Annotated in this window: 17 protein-coding genes; 7 read left to right on the top strand and 10 right to left on the bottom strand. The window is 69.2% G+C overall.

What is annotated here, in order from left to right:
• Nucleotides 1-1,209 carry a cytochrome D1 domain-containing protein gene (locus NFC98_RS17185; RefSeq protein WP_254276110.1) on the top strand — a complete coding sequence of 403 codons (1,209 nt, stop codon included), beginning with the start codon at nucleotides 1-3 and terminating at the stop codon, nucleotides 1,207-1,209.
• A 43-nt stretch (nucleotides 1,210-1,252) separates the two neighbouring features.
• Here the strand turns inward: NFC98_RS17185 and NFC98_RS17190 are convergent, their stop codons facing one another.
• Nucleotides 1,253-1,669: a MarR family winged helix-turn-helix transcriptional regulator gene (locus tag NFC98_RS17190; protein WP_254276111.1), complete on the bottom strand. Its 417-nt coding sequence runs from the start codon at nucleotides 1,667-1,669 to the stop codon at nucleotides 1,253-1,255.
• A 163-nt stretch (nucleotides 1,670-1,832) separates the two neighbouring features.
• Between NFC98_RS17190 and NFC98_RS17195 the strand changes: the two genes are divergently transcribed.
• Both NFC98_RS17195 and hmpA read left to right on the top strand, forming a co-directional pair.
• On the top strand, nucleotides 1,833-2,399 hold the full coding sequence (locus NFC98_RS17195) for a Yip1 family protein (protein WP_254276112.1): 567 nt from the start codon (nucleotides 1,833-1,835) through the stop codon (nucleotides 2,397-2,399).
• Between the two features lie 109 nt (nucleotides 2,400-2,508).
• Nucleotides 2,509-3,678: an NO-inducible flavohemoprotein gene (hmpA, locus tag NFC98_RS17200; protein WP_254276113.1), complete on the top strand. Its 1,170-nt coding sequence runs from the start codon at nucleotides 2,509-2,511 to the stop codon at nucleotides 3,676-3,678.
• 79 nt (nucleotides 3,679-3,757) lie between these two features.
• Here the strand turns inward: hmpA and NFC98_RS17205 are convergent, their stop codons facing one another.
• The 5 genes from NFC98_RS17205 to NFC98_RS17225 form a co-directional block, all read right to left on the bottom strand.
• A complete protein-coding gene (locus NFC98_RS17205; protein WP_254276114.1) occupies nucleotides 3,758-4,216 on the bottom strand; it encodes a 2-hydroxyacyl-CoA dehydratase in 459 nt (152 codons plus the stop codon).
• 30 nt (nucleotides 4,217-4,246) lie between these two features.
• Nucleotides 4,247-4,951, bottom strand: a complete 705-nt coding sequence (locus NFC98_RS17210; protein WP_302055112.1) for a succinate dehydrogenase iron-sulfur subunit — start codon at nucleotides 4,949-4,951, stop codon at nucleotides 4,247-4,249.
• Between the two features lie 84 nt (nucleotides 4,952-5,035).
• Nucleotides 5,036-8,161 carry an efflux RND transporter permease subunit gene (locus NFC98_RS17215; RefSeq protein WP_254276116.1) on the bottom strand — a complete coding sequence of 1,042 codons (3,126 nt, stop codon included), beginning with the start codon at nucleotides 8,159-8,161 and terminating at the stop codon, nucleotides 5,036-5,038.
• Nucleotides 8,158-9,540 (bottom strand): efflux RND transporter periplasmic adaptor subunit, encoded by a 1,383-nt coding sequence (locus NFC98_RS17220; protein ID WP_254276117.1) that lies wholly within the window; start codon nucleotides 9,538-9,540, stop codon nucleotides 8,158-8,160. Before NFC98_RS17220 ends, NFC98_RS17215 begins: the two co-directional genes overlap by 4 nt.
• On the bottom strand, nucleotides 9,537-10,154 hold the full coding sequence (locus tag NFC98_RS17225; protein WP_253446947.1) for a TetR/AcrR family transcriptional regulator: 618 nt from the start codon (nucleotides 10,152-10,154) through the stop codon (nucleotides 9,537-9,539). Before NFC98_RS17225 ends, NFC98_RS17220 begins: the two co-directional genes overlap by 4 nt.
• A 302-nt stretch (nucleotides 10,155-10,456) precedes the next feature.
• Between NFC98_RS17225 and ytfE the strand changes: the two genes are divergently transcribed.
• The 4 genes from ytfE (at nucleotide 10,457) to NFC98_RS17245 (ending at nucleotide 13,979) form a co-directional block, all read left to right on the top strand.
• Nucleotides 10,457-11,113: an iron-sulfur cluster repair protein YtfE gene (gene ytfE / locus NFC98_RS17230; protein WP_254276118.1), complete on the top strand. Its 657-nt coding sequence runs from the start codon at nucleotides 10,457-10,459 to the stop codon at nucleotides 11,111-11,113.
• Between the two features lie 194 nt (nucleotides 11,114-11,307).
• Nucleotides 11,308-12,303, top strand: a complete 996-nt coding sequence (locus tag NFC98_RS17235; RefSeq protein ID WP_254276119.1) for a peptidase U32 family protein — start codon at nucleotides 11,308-11,310, stop codon at nucleotides 12,301-12,303.
• Nucleotides 12,304-12,313: 10 nt separating this feature from the next.
• Entirely contained in the window at nucleotides 12,314-13,234 is a 921-nt protein-coding gene (locus NFC98_RS17240) for a U32 family peptidase (protein ID WP_254276120.1), read from the top strand.
• A gap of 7 nt (nucleotides 13,235-13,241) precedes the next feature.
• On the top strand, nucleotides 13,242-13,979 hold the full coding sequence (locus NFC98_RS17245; RefSeq protein WP_254276121.1) for an anaerobic ribonucleoside-triphosphate reductase activating protein: 738 nt from the start codon (nucleotides 13,242-13,244) through the stop codon (nucleotides 13,977-13,979).
• A 78-nt stretch (nucleotides 13,980-14,057) separates the two neighbouring features.
• Here NFC98_RS17245 and NFC98_RS17250 read toward each other — a convergent pair whose 3' ends face one another.
• The 4 genes from NFC98_RS17250 to hemN form a co-directional block, all read right to left on the bottom strand.
• Nucleotides 14,058-14,810 carry a ribonucleoside-diphosphate reductase gene (locus tag NFC98_RS17250; protein WP_183329769.1) on the bottom strand — a complete coding sequence of 251 codons (753 nt, stop codon included), beginning with the start codon at nucleotides 14,808-14,810 and terminating at the stop codon, nucleotides 14,058-14,060.
• Between the two features lie 75 nt (nucleotides 14,811-14,885).
• On the bottom strand, nucleotides 14,886-16,997 hold the full coding sequence (locus NFC98_RS17255; protein ID WP_254276122.1) for an adenosylcobalamin-dependent ribonucleoside-diphosphate reductase: 2,112 nt from the start codon (nucleotides 16,995-16,997) through the stop codon (nucleotides 14,886-14,888).
• A 32-nt stretch (nucleotides 16,998-17,029) separates the two neighbouring features.
• Nucleotides 17,030-17,524 carry an SCP2 domain-containing protein gene (locus tag NFC98_RS17260; protein ID WP_254276123.1) on the bottom strand — a complete coding sequence of 165 codons (495 nt, stop codon included), beginning with the start codon at nucleotides 17,522-17,524 and terminating at the stop codon, nucleotides 17,030-17,032.
• A 286-nt stretch (nucleotides 17,525-17,810) separates the two neighbouring features.
• On the bottom strand, nucleotides 17,811-19,196 hold the full coding sequence (gene hemN / locus NFC98_RS17265) for an oxygen-independent coproporphyrinogen III oxidase (RefSeq protein ID WP_254276124.1): 1,386 nt from the start codon (nucleotides 19,194-19,196) through the stop codon (nucleotides 17,811-17,813).
• Nucleotides 19,197-19,463 lie beyond the last annotated feature (267 nt).

Here is a 19,463-nt window from a genome sequence, read left to right on the forward strand (position 1 = left end):
ATGCCGCTGATTCGCCCCCTGAAGATTCTGGTTGCCGCCGGCGCCCTGTCGCTGCTGGCCGTCGGCCCCGCCCTGGCCGAGAGCCCCGCCGAGCTGCGCGGCACCGGCGACCTGGGCGTGGTGATCGAGCGCGCCACCGGCAGCGTGGCGCTGGTCGACACCACCCACAAGACGGTGCTCAGGCACATCGAGGGCTTCGGCGACCTCTCCCACGCCTCGGTCAAGTTCACCCGCGATGCCCGCCACGCCTTCGTGTTCGGCCGCGACGGCGGGCTGACCCGGCTCGACCTGCTCTCCGGCGAGATCGACGGGCGCATCATCCAGGGCGGCAACAGCATCGGCGGTGCCATCTCCCAGGACGGCCGCTACGTGGCGGTGGGCAACTACGAGCCGGGCGGCGTGAAGGTCTTCGACGTGGAGACCATGGAGCTGGTGGTCGACGTGCCAGCCACCTACGAGAAGCCCGACGGCACCACCGACCAGGCCAAGGTGGTGGGCGTGGTGGACGTGCCGGGCAACATGTTCGTCTTCAGCCTGTTCGAGGCCGGCGAGATCTGGACCCTGGACATGTCCACGCCGGAGCCCGAGGTGACCCGTTATCGCGACGTGGGCAGCATGCCCTACGACGCCCTGATCACCGCCAACGGGCGCTACTACATTGCCGGGCTGTTCGGCGAGGACGGCATGGCGCTGCTCGACCTGTGGCACCCGGAGAAGGGGGTGCAGCGCATCCTGCCCGACTACGGCCGCGGCGAGGAGCGCCTGCCGGTCTACAAGATGCCGCACCTGGAGGGCTGGGCCATGGCCGGCGACCAGGCCTTCTTCCCCGCCGTGGGCCGCAACGAGGTGCTGGTGGCCGATACCGGCGACTGGTCGCTGACCGATCGCATCGCGGTGCACGGCCAGCCGATCTTCGTGATGAGCCGCCCCGACGAGCAGCAGGTGTGGGTTACCTTCGCCCACCCGAACAACGACCGCGTCCAGGTGATCGACACCCGCACCCACGAGGTGATCGAGACGCTCTCCCCCGGGGAGTCGATCCTGCACAAGGAGTTCACCCCCCGCGGCGAGCACATCTGGATCTCCGCCCGGGACAGCGGCCACGTGGTGGTCTATGACACCCGCACCTTCGAGGAGCTGGCCCGGCTGCCGGCGGAGTCGCCCAGCGGAATCTTCTTCACCCACCGGGCCCACCGCATCGGGCTGTAGCCACCGTCAACCGCAATGAAGCCTGTCCTCCCGGGCCGAATGATCAGGGCTGCCGGGGCCACCCCGGCAGCTGGAACTCCTCCTGAAGGTGGCGCAGCTCCGGCTGATGCTGCTCGGCGATCCGTGCGGCCAGCTCGGCGCCCTTCGGCAGCAGGTGGACCTCGATGCGGCGTCCGTCGTCGCGACCCGGGCGCCTCACCACCAGACCCAGCTGCTCGCAGCGATCCACCAGCGCCACCGTGCCGTGATGCTTGGCCTGCAGGCGCTCGGCGAGCTCCCCCACGCTGGCCCACTCGCGCCCCTCGAATCCCTTGAGGTGCAGCAGCAGCTGATACTGCAGCGGCGTCACGCCGTGCTGCCGGCAGATATCCTCGCTCTGTCGCAGGAAACAGCGCAGCTGATAGCGGAAGTGTGACAGCCGCTGGAAGTCCTGCTTGGTCAACCGCTCACCCTCGGTCATGAAAGCCCCTTCTCCTGCTTCACGCGCCTTGACAGGTGCCGCGCCGAGCACTAACTGTTAAGACATTAATATCACAACATGATATTAAATGTCCCGACGCGCCCCCGCAACCTACCAGGCGGCCAGCCGCGCCGGGAAACCAGCCCGAACAGGGGGAAAAGCCATGAACCTGATCACCGTCGTCCGCCTGCCCTTCACGCGCAGCGTCGGCTGGAAGGAGCTGCAGCAGCGCCGCCCCTCCATTCCGCTGCTGGCCTGGGTCGTCGTATTGCCGATGTCGCTGCTGCCGCCGCTGATGCTCTACTACGCCGGCACCCACCATGGGGACGCCTTCGTCGCCGGCTTCGCCGACCGGGAGTGGCGCTTCATCACCACCATCCTGTTCCTGGCGGAGCTGCTGACCTTCTTCGTGATGGGCTGGCTGATCCACGCCGTCGTGAACAGCAGCCGCCAGCTCAGGATCGACTATCAGGACGCCTACCTGATAGCCGCCCTGGCCCCGCTGCCGCTGTGGTCCTCGGCGGTGGTTCTGGTGATTCCCAGCCTGCTGCTCAACGCCCTGGCGGTGCTGGTGGCGCTCGGCATCTCCATCAGCCTGGTCTATCACGGCCTCCAGGCCCTCTGTCAGCGCCAGGATGAAGACGTGGAGACCATGGCGGCGACCTATACCATCATGGCCGCCGGGGTGCTGGCCTGGGGGCTGCTGATGGCCATCGTCTGGGCCTACTGACCCGGTGCGACATCCTGCATCAGGGCAGAGGGTAGCGATCTTCACCTTTAAGATGTATTTTTTATGCATCTTAAAAGCACCCCCCGACGAACCCGAAGAGGAGCCAGCCATGCTGACCCCTGCCCAGGAAGCCCTGATCGCAGCCACCGCCCCCACCGTCGCCGAGCACCTCGACGCCATCACCCGGCGCTTCTACCCGCTGATGTTCGAGCGCTATCCCGAGGTGAGGCCGCTTTTCAACGAGGCCCACCAGGCCGATGGCGGCCAGCCGAGAGCCCTGGCCGGCGCGGTGCTGGCCTACGTGCAGCTGCGCCAGGATCGCAAGAAGGTGCGCGAGACCCTGGCCACGGTGGTCAGCAAGCACGTCTCCCTGGATATCCGTCCCGAGCACTACCCCATCGTCGGCGAGTGCCTGATGGCGGCCATCGGCGAGGTGCTCGGCGATGCCGTGACGCCGGAGATCGCTGCCGCCTGGGGCGGCCTCTACGAGGAGCTGGCCGGCCTGCTGATCGAGTTGGAGGAGTACCGCTATCGGGAATTCGAACAGCGCCCCGGCGGCTGGCGCGGCACCCGCACCTTCCGCATCGCCGAGACCCGCCAGGAGAGCGCCGTGATCCGCTCCTTCGTGCTGGCGCCCGTGGACGGCGGCCCGGTGGCCGACCATGCCCCCGGCCAGTACATCGGGGTGAGGCTGACCCTCGACGGCGAGCCGCTCTATCGCCACTACAGCCTCTCGGCGCTGCCCAACGGCAGCACCTATCGAATTTCCGTGAAGCGCGAGCCGGAAGGGCGCGCCAGCCGCCACCTGCACGACGCCATGGCGGTGGGTGACACCCTGGCGCTGCTGCCCCCGGCCGGCGACCTGACCCTGGCCGAGGGTAGCGAGCCGCTGCTGCTGGCCTCCGGCGGGGTCGGCCAGACGCCGATGCTGCCCCTGGCCCGCCAGGCACTGGCCCAGGGCCGGCGGGTGGTCTACCTGCACGCCGCCCTGGATGCCGAGCACCACGCCTTCCGCGACGAGGTCGCGGCCCTGGCCGAGGCGCACCCGGAGCGGCTGCACACGGTGACCGTCCATGAGCGCGGCGGGGCGGCCGACCATGTGGGCCGCGTCGACCGTGCGCTGCTGGCCCGGCTGCTGCCGGAGGACGCACGCTGCTACACCGTGGGGCCCCAGGGCTTCATGAGCGCCGTCGACCGGGCCCTGGCCGAACTGGGTGTGCCGGCCGAGCGCCGCCACCACGAACACTTCGGCCCCTCGCGCCCCCTCGACGCCGCCTGAGGCGGCTCGGCTCCACCGACGACACGAAGCGCCCCGGCACATGCCGGGGCGCCATCGTTGGCGAGTCCGCGGAAACGACTCAATACATGTCGAGGCGGGCGAGATCCCGGGTCTGCAGCCGCGCCTCGGCCTCCTGCTGTTCGGCAAGATGCTGGAAAAGCTCGACCTCTTCGGGAATCGAGGCCAGCTCGGCGCGCAGCCGATACATGTCCTCGAGGGTCTGGTGGGCGGTCATCACGTTGGCCAGGATATCCTGCACGTCATGACAGCCCAGGCAGGGGGGAATGCGCTCCAGTACGGCGGGGTGGCCGAACTCCTGGCTGTCGATCAGCCAGGTGGTCAGGAGCCCCCGATCGGCATCCTCGAGATAGGCTGCAATGCCCTCCTGCAGGCGCCGCTCGCGGTCGGCGAGGAACACCAGCGCCATGCGCATGCGCTCATCGGCTGCCGCCTCCGCCAGCCGGGCATACTGCACACCCAGCTGCCTGTGGAAATCATGGATCCACTCGGGCAGATCCTTCACCTGTCGAAAGGCCATGGTCTACCTCCCGTTGCTTCGGCATGGGGGTCAGCTGCCGCGCGCCAGCAGCATCGCCTTGATCTGGCCGATGGCGCGCATCGGGTTGAGCCCCTTGGGGCAGACCCAGGTGCAATTGGCGATCTGCCGGCAGCGGAACACGCTGAAGGGGTCGTCGAGGGTGGCCAGCCGTTCGTCGGTGGCGGTGTCGCGACTGTCGATCAGGAAGCGATAGGCCTGGATCAGGCCGGCCGGGCCGATGTACCTGTCGGGATTCCACCACCAGGAGGGGCAGGCCGAACTGCAGCAGGCGCAGAGGATGCACTCGTAGAGGCCGTCGAGCTTCTCGCGATCCTCGGGGCTCTGACGTCGCTCGATGGCGGGGGGCGCCTGGTCGTTGATCAGCCAGGGCCGGATCTTCTCGAACTGGCGGAAGAAGAGACGCTGGTCGACGACCAGGTCGCGGATCACCGGCATTCCCGGCAGCGGACGCAGGATCAGGGTGTCACCGCCGCCCAGTACCTCTTCCAAAGCTGTGATACAGGCCAGGCCGTTCCTGCCGTTGATGTTCATGCCGTCGGAACCGCACACCCCTTCCCGGCAGGAGCGCCGATAGGCCAGGGTGGCATCCTCCTGCTTCAGGTGCTCGAGGACGTCGAGCACCATGGCCTTGCGGAAGCGCTCCTCGACCTCCAGCGTCTCCATCCGTGGCAGGTCATCCTGCTCGGGATGATAGCGATAGAGCCGCACCTGTATCATGACGTTGCCCTCCCCGCCTCGGCCCATCCCTTAAGGTGTATTGACAATACGTCTTCAAGACTAGATGCCACCCCGTCCTCGTCAAGGGGAAACTCCCCGGGTCGGCGACTCAGGGCGGACCCACCCCCAGTCGTCCAGCAGCACGTAGAGCGCCGGGATCACCAGCAGCACCAGCACGGTGGCGCTGAGCAGACCGAACACCACGGAGATCACCAGCGGCTTGATGGCCGCCGCCTGGGAGCTGGTCTCGGCCAGCAGCGGCAGCAGCCCGGCGATGGTGGTAGTGGACGAGATCAGGATGGCGCGCAACCGGTCGCGGCTGGCCTGGCCGGCGGCCATCACCGCATCCAGCCCGCGCTCGCGGTGCGTCTTGATGAAGTGGATCAGCAGGATGGCGTTGTTGACCACGATGCCGGCCAGGGAGGCCGCGCCGATCAGCGAGGGCATGGAGAGGTAGTAGCCCATGAGCACATGGCCCCAGAGGGCGCCGATGAAGGCCAGCGGGATGGAGAGCATGACGATCAGCGGCTCCACGTAGCTGCGGAACTGGAAGGAGAGGATCACGAAGATCCCCACCAGGCCGATCAGCAGGCCGCGGCCGATAGAGCCGCCGGTCTCGGCGGAGCTGGCCACCTGCCCCTCGAAGGAGACCGCCACCTCGGGGTGGCGGGCACCGAAATCCTCCAGCCAGCCGCTGCCGACGAGGTCATCGACGATGGCCTGGCCGCTGGCCCGGCGCGCATCCACGTTGGCCTCCACGGTGACGGTACGCTGCCCGTCGATCCGTGTGATGCGCGCCCATTCGCGCCGCTCCTCGGCATTGGCCACCACCTCAAGCGGCACCCGGCGCCCGTCGGGCAGGACGATGGTCAGGTCCGCCAGGGCGTCGAGGGAGTTCCGGTCCACCTCGGCCAGGCGGATCAGCACCTCGATCTCCTGGTCGCCGATGCGCTGGGTATCGGCGATCTCCCCCAGCAGCGCCGCACGCAGCTGGCCGGCCACCTCGTCGGCGGAGAGCCCCAGGCCGTGGGCGCCCTCGGCCATGGAGAAGGCCAGCTGGGGCTTGCCCAGGCGCAGGTCATCGATGACGTTGTAGACGGCCGCGTACCCCTCGAGATGCCCCCCCAGCGCCAGCGCCGCCGCCTTCATCGCATCGAGGTCGTCTCCCGTCAGGCGCACCTCCACCGGCACGCCGGCGGGCCCGAAGCCGGGCTCCTGGATGATCAGCCGCTGCAGCCCCTCGATCTCGCCGATGGCCTCGCGCCAGGCGGCGGTCAGCGCATCCAGGGTCACCCGGCGCCGCTCGGCGGTGAGCAGGTCGACGATAAGGGTGGCCACATGGGGGCCGGCCTCGCGGGCGCTGGGGTTGTGGTTGAAGCGCACCTGGATCGCCTCCACCAGGGAGGCGCCCTCCGGCTGCTCCGGCGAGTAGCGGGCATCGAGCTCGCGCATCGCCGCCTCGACCCGCTCGGCCACCGCCTCGGTGCGCGCCAGGGGCGTGCCCTGGGGCATCAGGATACGCGCCTCCAGCACGTCGCCCTCGATATCCGGCATCGCCTCGCTGCCCAGGTGCCCCCCGGCCATGAAACCGGCCGACCCCAGGAGGATGGCGAGCACGAGCCCCAGCACCGCATGGCGAAAGCGGATCGCCCGGTCGGCCAGCCCCCCGACGGCCTCGCGAAAGCGCGCGAAGCGTCGTTCGAAGGCGGCCCGGAAGCGGGAGTCGCGGCCCTCGGCCAGTGTCCCCACGCTGCCCTTGAGACTGCCCTTGAGATGGTGGGGCAGGATCCAGAACGCTTCGATGAGGCTTGCCGCCAGGGCCGCGATCAGCACCACCGGCAGCACCTCCAGCACCGCGCCCAGCTCCCCGGCCAGGAAGGAGAGCGGAGCGAACACCGCCACCGTGGTCAGGAACGACGAGAGCACCCCGGGCAGCACCTGTCGGGTTCCCTCGACCACCGCCTCCAGAGGCGTGACGTCCTCGTCGGCGTGGGCGGCGATGTTATCGGTGATCACGATGGCATCATCCATGACGATGCCGATGGCCATCAGCAGCGCCACCAGGGTGATCATGTTCATCGACAGACCGGTCAGAGCCATGACGATGAAGGCCCCCATGAAGGCCGCCGGCAGGCCCAGCACCGCCCACAGCGCCAGCCGCGGGCGGAAGAAGAGGCTCATCACCAGCACCACCAGCACCAGGCCCATCAGGCCATTGCCCACCAGCATCTGCAGGCGGTCACGGACGATGCTGGTGGCATCCTGGGTCAGCGTCAGCGAGATGCCGCCGTCGAAACGACGACGCTCAGCCTCGAGCAGCGACTCGAGCCGCTCCTTGACCGTCAGTGCATCGTCCCGCAGCGCCTTGCTCACCTCCAGCACCAGCGCCGGCTCGCCGTTGAAGCGGACCTGCTCCTCGGCGCGCTCGCCGGCCTCGGTGATGGTGGCCAGCTCGCCCAGGGTCAGCTCACCGCCGCCGGCGTCGGAGACCACTACCAGCTCGGCCAGCTCGGCGGGCGAGCGACGCTGGTCGGTGAAGCGCAGCAGGAGGTCGCGGTCGGCGGTCTCCAGGGTGCCCAGAGGCAGGTCGAGGCTCTGGCCGGCCACCCGCCGCGCCAGCTCCCGGGCCGAGAGGCCGTGCTGACCCAGCACCTCGCGGGGTACCTCCACCTGCCACTGGCGCCGAGACATGCCGTGGATCGCCACCCGGGCGACGCCGGGCAGGGTCATGATGCGCTCCTCCAGGCGCAGGGCGTAGTCTTCCAGCTGGCGCCTTGGCATCTCGCCGGACACCGCCACCGCCGCCACCAGGTCGCTGCGGTGGAGCTCGCGCACCACCGGGGGGTCGGCCCGGGCCGGCAGCTCGGTGATGGCGCTTACCTCGGTGTCGATCTCGTTGAGGAAGCGGATGGCATCGCCGCCGGCGGCCATGGTCGCCGTGGCGCTGGCCAGGTTGTCCTGGGCCACGCAGCCGAATTCGTCGAGAAATTCCACGCCCTTGACGGCATCGAACAGGCGCCGGCAGACCGCATCCTCCACGTCGGCGGCGCTGGCCCCGCGGTAGACCACCTCCACGGACACCTCCACCGGACGATAGTCGGGGAAGGTCTCGCGCTTGAGGTGGGGGGCGGCGAAAAGCCCGGCAGCCAGCAGCAGGATCAGCAGCAGGTTGGCGGCGGTGGGGTGGGCGGCAAACCAGCGGATCATGGTCGCTCTCCCGCCGCGGCGTCACCCCGGGCCCGGGTGGCCAGGCGTGCCTCGGCGTCCTCGTCCCGACGCACGGCGAGCGCCATGCCCTCGATGGCCGGCTGCAGGTCGTCGAGCACCACGCGCTCCCCCGGGGCCAGGCCCGCCTCGATCACCGCCAGCCAGCCCTGCGCGAAGGCCACGGAGACCGGACGTCGTACCAGGCGATCCTCCTCGTCGGCCAGATAGAGTTCGCCCTGATGGAGCGCCGACGCCGGCACCACCATCGCGGCCTCGGGGCCGGGCGCCGAGAGCCGCACCCGGGTATACATATCGCGCTGCAGCGGCGGATGATCGGGAGGGCGCGCATCGCGCCAGGGATGATCGACCCTCACCACCACCCGCACGGCGCGGGTGGCCGGGTCGAGGCCGCTGGCGACCCTGACGACCCTGCCCTCCCAGCCCACGCCGGGCGCCCCGACCAGCGCCAGCTTGGCCTCGATGGCGCCGAGGTCGAGGCGCTCGCCGAGGTCCAGGGTGCCGGGGGGCAGGTCTTCGGGAAACACGCCCCCCAGCAGACGGCGCATCGCCGTGAACGGGATACGCGCCTCCACCTCGGCGGCGGCCAGGCTGTCCGCCTCGAACAGCCGCTGCCCGGCGCTCACGAACTGGTGGAGCTCGACCGCCACCTCGGCCAGGCGCAGGTCATAGGGCGCCACGAAGCGGGTATCCGCCAGGTCCCGGCGGGCCTGGGCCAGGCGCACCGCGGCCCGTTCGCGCTGGGCCTCGATCACCTGGCGCCGCGCCGGCAGCAGCGCCAGGCTGTTCTCCAGCGACGTCAGCGCCTGGCGCTGTCCCAGGGTGCTGCGCCGCTGGGCATCGCGCTGGGAGGTCGAGACCGAGCCGCTGGCCGCCAGGCTTTCGATACGCGACAGCTCCTGCTCGGCGAGGCCCAGGGCCTGGCGCTCCAGTGCCAGCAGGCGGCCGGTGTTCTCCTCCTCGGCGGCAAGCTGAGCCAGCTCGCCGGCCAGGCTGGCCAGCTCCGCCTCGGCCTCGGCGATGGCCAGCTCATAGCGGCTCGGGTCCAGCGCCAGCAGCAGGGTGCCCTCATGCAGCAGGGTGCCGCTCTCCAGCGCCGGATGGCGCTCCACCACCCGGCCCGAGACGTTAGCCACGGCCTGCCAGGTCTCGGCGGGGCGCGCCGCGCCGTGGCCGCGCGCCTCCAGGCGAAACGCCAGGGGACGGGCCTCGATCACCGCCACCGCGGCCGGGGCAGGCGGCGTGTCGCTGCGCTCCGGCACCTGGCGATTGGCTACAAAAAAGACCAGCAGCGCCACGCCCACGGCGGCTCCCGCCAGCACCATGAGCCCTCGGCCCAGTCGCTTCGCCCGGGTGCTCATGCCTCACCTCCGCGATCCGCTTGAATACCGTGTCGATAGAGGTCGAAGGCCGCCGGCCCACGGTCGACGATCCCGGCCACGTCACCGTCGATCAGCGCCTGCAGCACCAGCCCCTGGAGGCAGCCGATGAACTGGGCCGCCGCGGCGTCCAGGTCGAGCCCGGGGCGCAGCTGGCCGCGTCGCTGGCCCTCCTCGAGCCACCCTGCCAGGCGCTGCCGATAGGTCGCCAGCAGGCCCTTCACCATGCGGCTGGCCGGGGTGGGACAAGGCTGCTGCAGCTGCCCCATCAGCAGGCGCGGCACCCCGGGATGCTCGGCGATGAAGGCCACATGGGCCAGGAACATCGCCTCCAGCGCTTGCAGGGGGTCCTCGGCGCCCTCGGCGGCGGCACCGACCCGCGCCATGACACGCTCGGCCACCCAGGCCACCACCGCCTCCCAGATGGCCTCCTTGTTGGGGAAGTGGCGAAACAGCGCCCCCTGGGTCACCCCCATGCGGCTGGCGATGCGGCCGGTGGTCAGGGTCGCGGGATCCTCCTCGCCACACAGGGCGACGACGGTCTCCACGGTGCGCTCCCGGCGCTCGTCGGCGGGGAGATGCTGGCGTTGGGACATACTCATGCCTCGAAAGATAGTAATTGATTACTATCTAGCATGATGGCGAGCGTACCGCCTGCCGACATCATGCGACGCTGACCTCGGTCAAATTAATGGCACCCAATACCGCCCGGCAGCGTCTCCTGGGCCTTGGGCGATGAGGGGCGAGATGGGGGGCGACAATTCGCCCCATGTCAGCTCCACCATAAAGAGGTATTAAATATACATCTTTAAGGCGCTACCTCGATCCACCTGCCAGCGACGTCGGTTATTCCACCCCGCCAGTCGGGCAGAGCACATCACCCCAGGAGGACCTCACCATGAGCCTGATCGAACAGACCGTCGGCCGCACCGCCCTGACCCTGCCGGGCGCCACCCGGGTATTTCGCGATCACAACATCGACTTCTGCTGCGGCGGACGCATCAGCCTGCGCGAGGCCGCCGAGCGCATCGGCCTGGCCCCCGAGGCCCTGGTCGCCGAGCTCGAGGCGCTGCCGCAGGGCACGAGCGAGGAGCGCGACTGGCGGGAGGCCAGCAATGACGAGCTGATCGACCATATCCTGACCCGCTATCACGACGTCCACCGCCAGCAGCTGCCCGAGCTTACGCGCATGGCCCGTCGCGTGGAGCAGGTCCACGGCGAGCGGGACACCTGCCCCAACGGCCTGGCCGACCTGCTCACCACCATCCACCAGGAGATGGAGAGCCATATGCAGAAGGAGGAGCAGATCCTCTTCCCGATGCTGCGCCGGGGCATGGGCGCCCAGGCCCAGGGGCCCATCGCGGTGATGCGCCACGAGCATGACGACCACGGCGAGAACCTCGAGCAGGTCTTGGCGCTGACCGACAACATCACCCCGCCCAAGGGCGCCTGCACCACCTGGCGCGCCCTCTACACCGGGCTGCGGGAATTCCGCGACGACCTGATGCAGCACATCCACCTGGAGAACAACCTGCTGTTCGAACGCGCCGGCTGAACGATGTCGCGCTGACCCGCCCGTCACGGCCCCCGCCCGGGGGCCGCTTGCGTTCAGGAGTGCTTGGATTCAAGAAAAAGTGCCGACGCCTGGCCCGCCCGGACACCCAACCCGGGTCCCCCATGACCCGCGTCAAAAGGCCATGGGGAATGGTCGACTAGCATGGTCGGGTTTCCCACCACAGGAGGCTCACCATGGAGCTCGTCTGCCCCGCCGGCAACCTGCCCGCCCTGAAGCGTGCCGTTGATGAAGGGGCCGATGCCGTCTACTTCGGCTTCCAGAATACGACCAACGCCCGCCAGTTCGCCGGCCTCAACTTCACCGACAGGCGCGCCCGGGAGGGCATCGACTACGCCCACGCTCGCGGCAAGCGGGTGTTCTGCGCCATCAACACCTACCCGCAGCCCGACGGCTGGGCGCTGTGGACCCGCGCCGTGGACCAGGCCGCGGAGCTCGGCGTCGACGCTCTGATCATGGCCGACATGGGGCTGCTCGACTACGCCGCCCGCCGCCACCCGGACCTCGCCCGCCACCTCTCGGTGCAGGGCTCGGCGACCAGCCATGAGGCGCTGCGCTTCTACCACGATCAGTTCGGCATCCGGCGCGCCGTGCTGCCCCGGGTGCTCTCGATCACCCAGGTGCGCGACTTAGCCAAGCAGAGCCCGGTGGAGCTCGAGGTGTTCGCCTTCGGCAGCCTCTGCATCATGGCCGAGGGGCGCTGCTACCTCTCCTCCTACCTCACCGGCGAGTCCCCCAACACCCGCGGTGTCTGCTCGCCGGCCGCCCACGTGCGCTGGGAGGAGACCCCCGAGGGCCTGGAGTCGCGCCTGAACGGCGTGCTGATCGACCGCTACGGCGAGGGCGAGAACGCCGGCTACCCGACGCTGTGCAAGGGGCGCTTCGAGGTGGGCGGCGAGACCTACCACGCCATCGAGGAGCCCACCAGCCTCAACACTCTGGAGCTGCTGCCCGAGCTCGCGGAGCTGGGCATCAGCGCGGTGAAGATAGAGGGGCGTCAGCGCAGCCCGGCCTATGTGTCCAAGGTCGCCGGTATCTGGCGCCAGGCCCTGGATCGCCTGGAGCGCGCTCCGGGCAGCTTCCACACCGAGCCCGCCTGGATGACCGGCCTCGGCGAGGTCTCGGAAGGCAGCACCACCACCCTGGGCGCCTACGAGCGCCGCTGGAAATAGGAGAGAGCCCATGTCCGCCACCCCCACGCTCCAGCTGTCGCTGGGCCCGGTGCTCTTCTACTGGACCCGCGAGCGCTACGCCGACTTCTACCGCGAGGCCGCCGACTGGCCGGTGGAGATCGTCCACCTGGGCGAGTCGGTCTGCTCGCGGCGCCGCGACATGAAGCTCGACGACTGGCTGGGCATCGGCCGCGAGCTGGCCCAGAGCGGCAAGCAGGTGGTGCTCTCGAGCCAGACCCTGATCGAGTCCGAGGCCGACCTGCGCGACCTGCGCAAGCTGTGTGACAACGGCGAGTTTCTGGTGGAGGCCAATGACCAGAGCGCCCTGCAGCGCCTCTCGGCGGCGGGCCGCCCCTTCGTGGCCGGCGCGGCGCTCAACCTCTACAACCCGGCCACGCTCTCGGTGCTGGCCCGGGCCGGCATGCGGCGCTGGCAGGCCCCGGTGGAGATGTCGAAGGACGACCTCGCCCGGCTGCTGGCCGACTGCCGCAACGAGGGCCTCGAGGCGCCCTGCGAGGTGTTCGCCTACGGCCACCTGCCGCTGGCCTGGTCGTCGCGCTGCTTCACCGCACGGCGCTACCAGAAGCCCAAGGACCGCTGCCGGTTCGTCTGCCAGAAGCACCCGGAGGGCCTGGCCCTGCGCTCCCAGGAAGACCAGCAGGTGTTCACCCTGAACGGCATCCAGACCCTCTCCGGGGCCTGCCAGGACCTGCGCCACGAGGTGCCCGCCATGGCCGGGATGGGCGTGGGCATCGCCCGCCTGAGCCCGCGCCCCGAAGGCATGGCCGAGGTGGTCTCGGCCTTCGATGCCGCCCGCCGCGGCGAGCTGCCGGGGCCGGACCCGCTCAGCCTGGTGGATGCCGAGATCTGCGACGGCTACTGGCACGGCCGACCCGGCATGGATCACAGCCGGGCCGCCGGCCTGGGGTAAGCGCCCCATGGTCCCGCTACAGGACGTGCTCGCCGGCGAGATCCTCCTGCCCATCGCCGGCTTCGACGCCCGTGACGATCACGCCTTCCCGGGCCGGCGGGCGGCGGTGATCCATCTTCAGGGCTGCCCGCTGGCGTGCGGCTACTGTGAGACGGCGAGCCGCATGGGCCCGGCACGCCGGGCCGCCCCGGGCGAATGGCAGGCCATGGAGGCGCTGCTGGCCACTCGGCTGGGCGAGATCGATGCCGTGGTCTTCAGCGGCGGCGAGCCCACCCTGCACCCCGACCTGCCGGCCGCCGCCGAAGTCTGCCGAGCGCTGGGCCTGGCGGTGGGCCTGCATACCGCCGGCCCCTACCCGGAGCGGCTCGAGGCGCTGCTGCCGCGGCTCGACTGGGTGGCCCTGGACGCCAAGGGGCGGGGCGCCGACTTCGACCGCATCGGCGGCCGACCCGGCATCTGGCGGCGCCACGCGCGCAGCCTGTCGCTGCTGCTGGAAGGCGACGTCCCCTTCGAGTGCCGCACCACGGTGCACTGGCGCGACTTCACCCTGGAGGCGCTCGAGCGGCTGGCCATGACCCTGGCCGACTGCGGGGTGCGCCACTACGCCATCCAGCTCGCCCGCAGGGAGCGCTGTCTGGATCCGGGCTACTCACAGCCGGTAGACGAGGCCCCGCCACGGGAAGCCCTGGAAACCCTGGCCCGGCGGCTCAGGCGCCACTTCGAGCACCTCGAGCTGCGCGATTGAGCACGCCCCAAACGCCACCGCCCCGGGCCACTCTCGTGACCCGGGGCGGTGGGCGTTCGTCGCCTGGGGATCAGCCTGTCAGCCGCACTTGGACCAGCCGCAGCCGGAGTAGCAGGTGGGGCAGCCGTCCATCATGATCAGCTCGCCGTTGCACTCGGGGCAGTGGCCCACCACGGTGGGGCCGTCGCCCTTGGCGTGGGCGGCCTCCTGGGCCTTGCGCTCGGCCTGCTCGATCTCCTCGGGCGTGGGCGGCTCCCACAGGTGGCCGCTGGCCTGGCGCTGGGCGTAGCGCGCCACCAGCTCCTCCACCGGCACCTGGTTGCCGTCCTGGTCGAGGAAGCCGCGGCGGTAGAGGATCTGCTGGATCGACCAGGCGATGGCCGCCACCTCGGAGTCGTGGAACATCGGCTTGCCCCAGCGGTTCATGCCGCAGCGCACCAGGCCCTTGTCCCAGGCCACCTTGCGCAGGTCGGCCACCGCCTGGGTGACGTAGCCACCCCGGGCGGCCAGCGACAGGCTGCGCATGGTAGCGGTGATCCACTGGTGCTCGCTGGAGAGCTGGCCGGAGGGGAAGAAGAACTCCACCGGGCGCTCGATCACCACCCGCTTGCCGTTGAGCACGCCCTCCACGGGCATGAAGGAGACCAGCAGGTAGACCTTCTTGCGCCCCTCGGCGCCCACGTAGGAGATCTTCTCCGAGACGGCCTCCAGGGTGCCCTCGGGGCGCGAGGGGATGCGCACCGTGAGCGGGTTCTCCTCGGCCAACGGCGGCTCTTCCACCGCCTTCTTGACACTGTAGGACACGATCTTTGACGAAATCTCGACGGCCATCAGGGGGCTCCTCCGGAAAGTTGTTGGGTGGCACTGGGCATCCATCGCTCGGGGCTGATCCGGCAAGTGCCGTTACTACCACTTGCCATAGGTGCCTTCCTTCAGCGCGTCATAGAGGTTCGCCGCGTTGTGCTCCTCGCCGTCATAGACCACCTTCTCGTCGCCACGCAGTTCCACGGTCTCGCCGTTCTCCAGCTCGAAGACATAGGTGGTGTTCTTGAGGTCGTCCTCGCGCACCAGCACGCCCTGGAAGGCCTCCGGGTTGAAGCGGAAGGTGGTGCAGCCCTTGAGCTTGCTGGCGTAGGCGTCCAGGTAGAGGTCCTTGAACGAGTCGAAGGCAAACTCGGTGGGCACGTTCACCGTCTTGGAGATCGCCGAGTCGACCCAGGCCTGGGCGGCGGCCTGCACCGCCACGTGCTGCTTCGGGCTCACCGCGTCGGCGGTGATGAAGTAGTCCGGCAGGTCGCTCTCCACGGCGTCGGCGGCAATGAAGTGGCGGTAGGCCGCCAGCTCGAAGGAGACCACCTCGACCTGCTCCTTGGTCTTCTTGCCCGACTGGATCACGTTGCGGAAGTAGCGATGCGAGAACGACGGCTCGATGCCGTTGGAGGCGTTGTTGCCCAGCGACAGCGAGATGGTGCCGGTGGGCGCGATGGAGCTGTGGTGGGTGAAGCGCGCACCGTGCTCGGCGAGCGCCGCCACCAGCTCCGGCTCCACCTCGGCGACCTTCTGCATGTAGCGGCTGTAGCGGGCGTGCAGGATGCGGCCCGGCACCTTGTCGCCCACCTCGTAGCCATCCTGCTTGAGCTCGGGGCGCTCGCGCATCATCCGCGGGGTGATCTCGTAGTCCTCGTCGAGTGCCGGAGCCATGCCCTTCTCGCGGGAGAGTTCCAGGGCCTGCTTCCAGCCCTCGATGGCCAGATTGCGGCTCACCTCCTCGGTGAAGGCCAGCGACTCGGGCGAGCCGTAGGGGATCTTGAGCATGGTCAAGGTGGAGCCCAGGCCCAGGAAGCCCATGCCGTGGCGACGCTTGGCCTCGATCTCGCGGCGCTGGCCCGGCAGCGGCAGGCCGCTGATCTCCACCACGTTGTCGAGCATGCGGGTGAAGATCGCCACCACCTGGCGGTAGCGCTCCCAGTCGAAGCGGGGCTTCTTGCCGAAGGGGTCGATGACGAAGCGGGTCAGGTTGACCGAGCCGAGCAGGCAGGCGCCCTCCGGAGGCAGCGGCTGCTCCCCGCAGGGGTTGGTGGCGCGGATCTCCTCGCAGAACCAGTTGTTGTTCATGCGATTGACCTGATCGATCAGGATGAAGCCCGGCTCGGCGAAGTCGTAGGTCGACTTCATGATGGTGTCCCACAGCTCGCGGGCCTTGATCACCTCGACGATGCGGCAGGCCACGCGGCCCTCGGCGTCGACGGTGTAGCCCTCTTCCACCACCGGCCAGTCGCGGTAGAGCAGCTCGCTCTCGTCGACGTCCTCCTTCTCGCCCTCGTGGAGCGGGAAGGCCAGCGGCCAGTCGGCGTCCTGCTTCACCGCTTCCATGAACTCGTCGGTGATCAGCAGGCTGAGGTTGAACTGGCGCAGGCGCCCCGCCTCGCGCTTGGCCTCGATGAACTGGCGCACGTCGGGGTGACCGACATCGAAGGTGCCCATCTGGGCGCCGCGGCGCCCGCCGGCGGAGGCCACCGTGAAGCACATCTTGTCGTAGATATCCATGAACGCCAGGGGGCCGTTGGTGCCGGCCCCGGCGCCGAACACGAAGGCGCCCTTGTGGCGCAGGGTGGAGAAGTCGTAGCCGATGCCGCAGCCCGCCTTGAGGGTCATGCCGGCATCCACCACCGAGTCGAGGATGTCGTGCATGGAGTCGCGGATGGTGCGCGACACCGTGCAGTTGATCAGGCTCACCGCCGGCTTGTAGGCCTCGGCGCCGGCGTTGGACATGATGCGCCCGGCGGGGATGGCCCCGTTCTCCAGCGCCCAGCGGAACTTCGGCAGCCACTCGTCGGCCTTGTCGCCTTCCACCGCGGCCAGGGCACGGGCCACCCGCTCCCAGGTGGCGGAAACGTCCTTGTCCACGGGCTTGCCGTGGCGGTCCTTGAGGCGGTACTTGGCATCCCAGATGTCGCGGGAGGGGGCCTGCAGGGGCACCTCGTTGGATGACTTCACTGCCTTGGTGGAAGTGCTCATTCGGATGGCTCCGGAAGTTTGTCGGTTGCGGTTCAGCTCGTTCGGTTCGCCAGCCGCTCCAGGCGGACCAGCAGCTCGCCGAAGGGGCCCTGGGCCAGACCCTCCTCGCGTCCGTCGAGCAGGTTCTTGACCATCAGCCCCAGTTCGGTGTCGCCCTCGATCAGCAGGCGGCGCTGGAAGAACAGCGCGTCGGGATCCTCGCGGCGGGTGGCCAGGCAGAGGAACTCCCGCCAGCCGCCGCGGATGGTGGCCTCGCCGGACTCGACACATACCCTCAGGCGCTCGCCCTCCAGGGTGAGGGTCAGCGCCATGCCGAGGTCCTCGATGGCCAGGGTGATGCGGCGCCCCGCCAGGGCGTCGAACTCCCCCTCGGCCAGGGGCTCGGCGAAGGTGCGGTTGAGCAGCGGTTCCACCAGGCGGCGCTTGACGCCGACCGGCACACGCGGATCGATGGCGCGAATCAGGCGGGCGGGGGCGGGAGGACGCGGCAGGGCCTGTAACGGTAAAGGCAACAACGGCAGGGACATGACAGCTCTCCTGAGGGTAACCATGCGGCCGGGGCCGCCGAACCGTTCATCCTAGGCCGGTGCTCCGGAGGCTGCACTGACATGCATCATGTCGACGGTGGGCCTCGATCACCCGCGGCCCGCCTACCATATATAGACCATATCCTCTCGGCAAGCCCCATATCTGGTGCAAGCGTGAGCGCATCATGATCCATTTTCATTTGACAGCGACACCGCCACAGGGCGGTGGGGAGGAGCGCGAAGGCGGCGCCCGCAAGCGCGGGCGCCGCCTTCCGAGAGATCACACCTAGACGGTGCGGGAGTAGCGCCCCTGGCTCTTCGCCAGGTAGGCATCGAAGGCCATGGCGGCGTTGCGCATCATCAGCCGGCCGGTGGGCAGCACCTCGATCTCGCCCTCGCGGATCGCCAGCAGGCCGTCGTCGGCCATCTCCTGGAGCTCCTCCAGGGCATCGGCGAAGTAGTCGCGGAAGACGATGGCGTGCTGGCGCTCGATGGCGGCGAAGTCGATGCGGTTGTGGCACATCAGGGCGTTGATCACGTCCCGGCGCAGGCGGTCGTCGTCGCTGAGCCGGTAGCCGCGGAACACCGGCAGGCGCCCCTCCTCCAGGCGGTGCTGGTACTGGGCGGTCTCCTTGACGTTCTGGCTGTAGGTGTCCCCCACCTTGCCGATGGAGGTGATGCCGAGGCCGATCATGTCGCAGTCGGCGTGGGTGGAGTAGCCCTGGAAGTTGCGCTGCAGGGTGCCGTTCTCCCGGGCCAGGGAGAGCTCGTCGTCGGGCAGGGCGAAGTGGTCCATGCCGATATAGACGTAGCCAGCGGCGGTGAGGCGGCGGATGGTCAGCTCGAGCAGCTCCAGCTTGCGCTCCGGCGGCGGCATGTCCTCGGGGCGGATCAGGCGCTGGGCCTTGAACAGCTCCGGCAGGTGGGCATAGCTGTAGCTGGCGATGCGGTCCGGCTGCAGGGCGATGATCTTGTCGAGGGTCGCATCGAAGCTGGCCACCGTCTGCAGCGGCAGGCCGTAGATCAGGTCGACGCTCACCGATTCGAAGCCTGCCTCGCGGGCGGCGTGCACCAGGGAGATGACATCCTCCTCGCTCTGCACGCGGTTGACGGCCTTCTGCACGTCGAGATCGAAGTCCTGGACGCCGAAGCTCAGCCGGTTGAAGCCCAGGGCATGGAGCTCGTGGATCTGCTCGGGGGTGACGGTGCGCGGGTCCACCTCCAGGGAGAACTCGCGCTCGGCGGGCGGGGCGAAGTGGAACGCCTCGTCCAGCGCCGCCATCAGCTCGCCGAGCTGGGCGTTGCTCAGGTAGGTGGGCGTGCCGCCGCCCAGGTGCAGCTGGGTCAGGCGCCGCGACTCGTCGAACAGCGCCCCCTGCACGCGGATCTCCTGCTTGAGCCACTCGAGGTACTCGGCGGCGCGCTCGGTGTTGTGGGTGATGATCTTGTTGCAGGCGCAGTAGTAGCAGAGACTCTTGCAGAAGGGGATATGCACGTAGACCGACAGCGGCTTGGGCGCCTCGGCCCGGTTGCTGCGCTCGGCCGCGGCGCGGTAGTCATCCTCGGCGAAGGCCGCATGGAACTGGGGCGCCGTGGGATAGGAGGTATAGCGCGGCCCCGGACGGTCGTACTTCTCCACCAGGGGGCGATCGAACAGCAGGTCGTCTTGCATCGTGAAACAGCCTCTTTAACCGGGTGGCGGCACCGCGGCGCCGCCGTATGGGGCAGAGTATGCCATTCAGGGTCCGACGCGTCGGTACCCTTCTCGAGGTAGCTGACCTGGATCAAACACCACCGTTTGAGATTCACTCGGGGCTGATCCGTCGACAATCCTGCGAGGAGGCGCTGTGAATACTTCCCTGTACGCTACCGACGCCCTGCTTCGCTCTCGCGTCCTGCTTCGCTCGCAGGACCGGTGCTGGCCATCCATGGCCAGCCC

The sequence above is a fragment of the Halomonas sp. 3H genome (genome assembly GCF_024206005.1).
Lineage (GTDB): Bacteria > Pseudomonadota > Gammaproteobacteria > Pseudomonadales > Halomonadaceae > Halomonas > Halomonas campaniensis.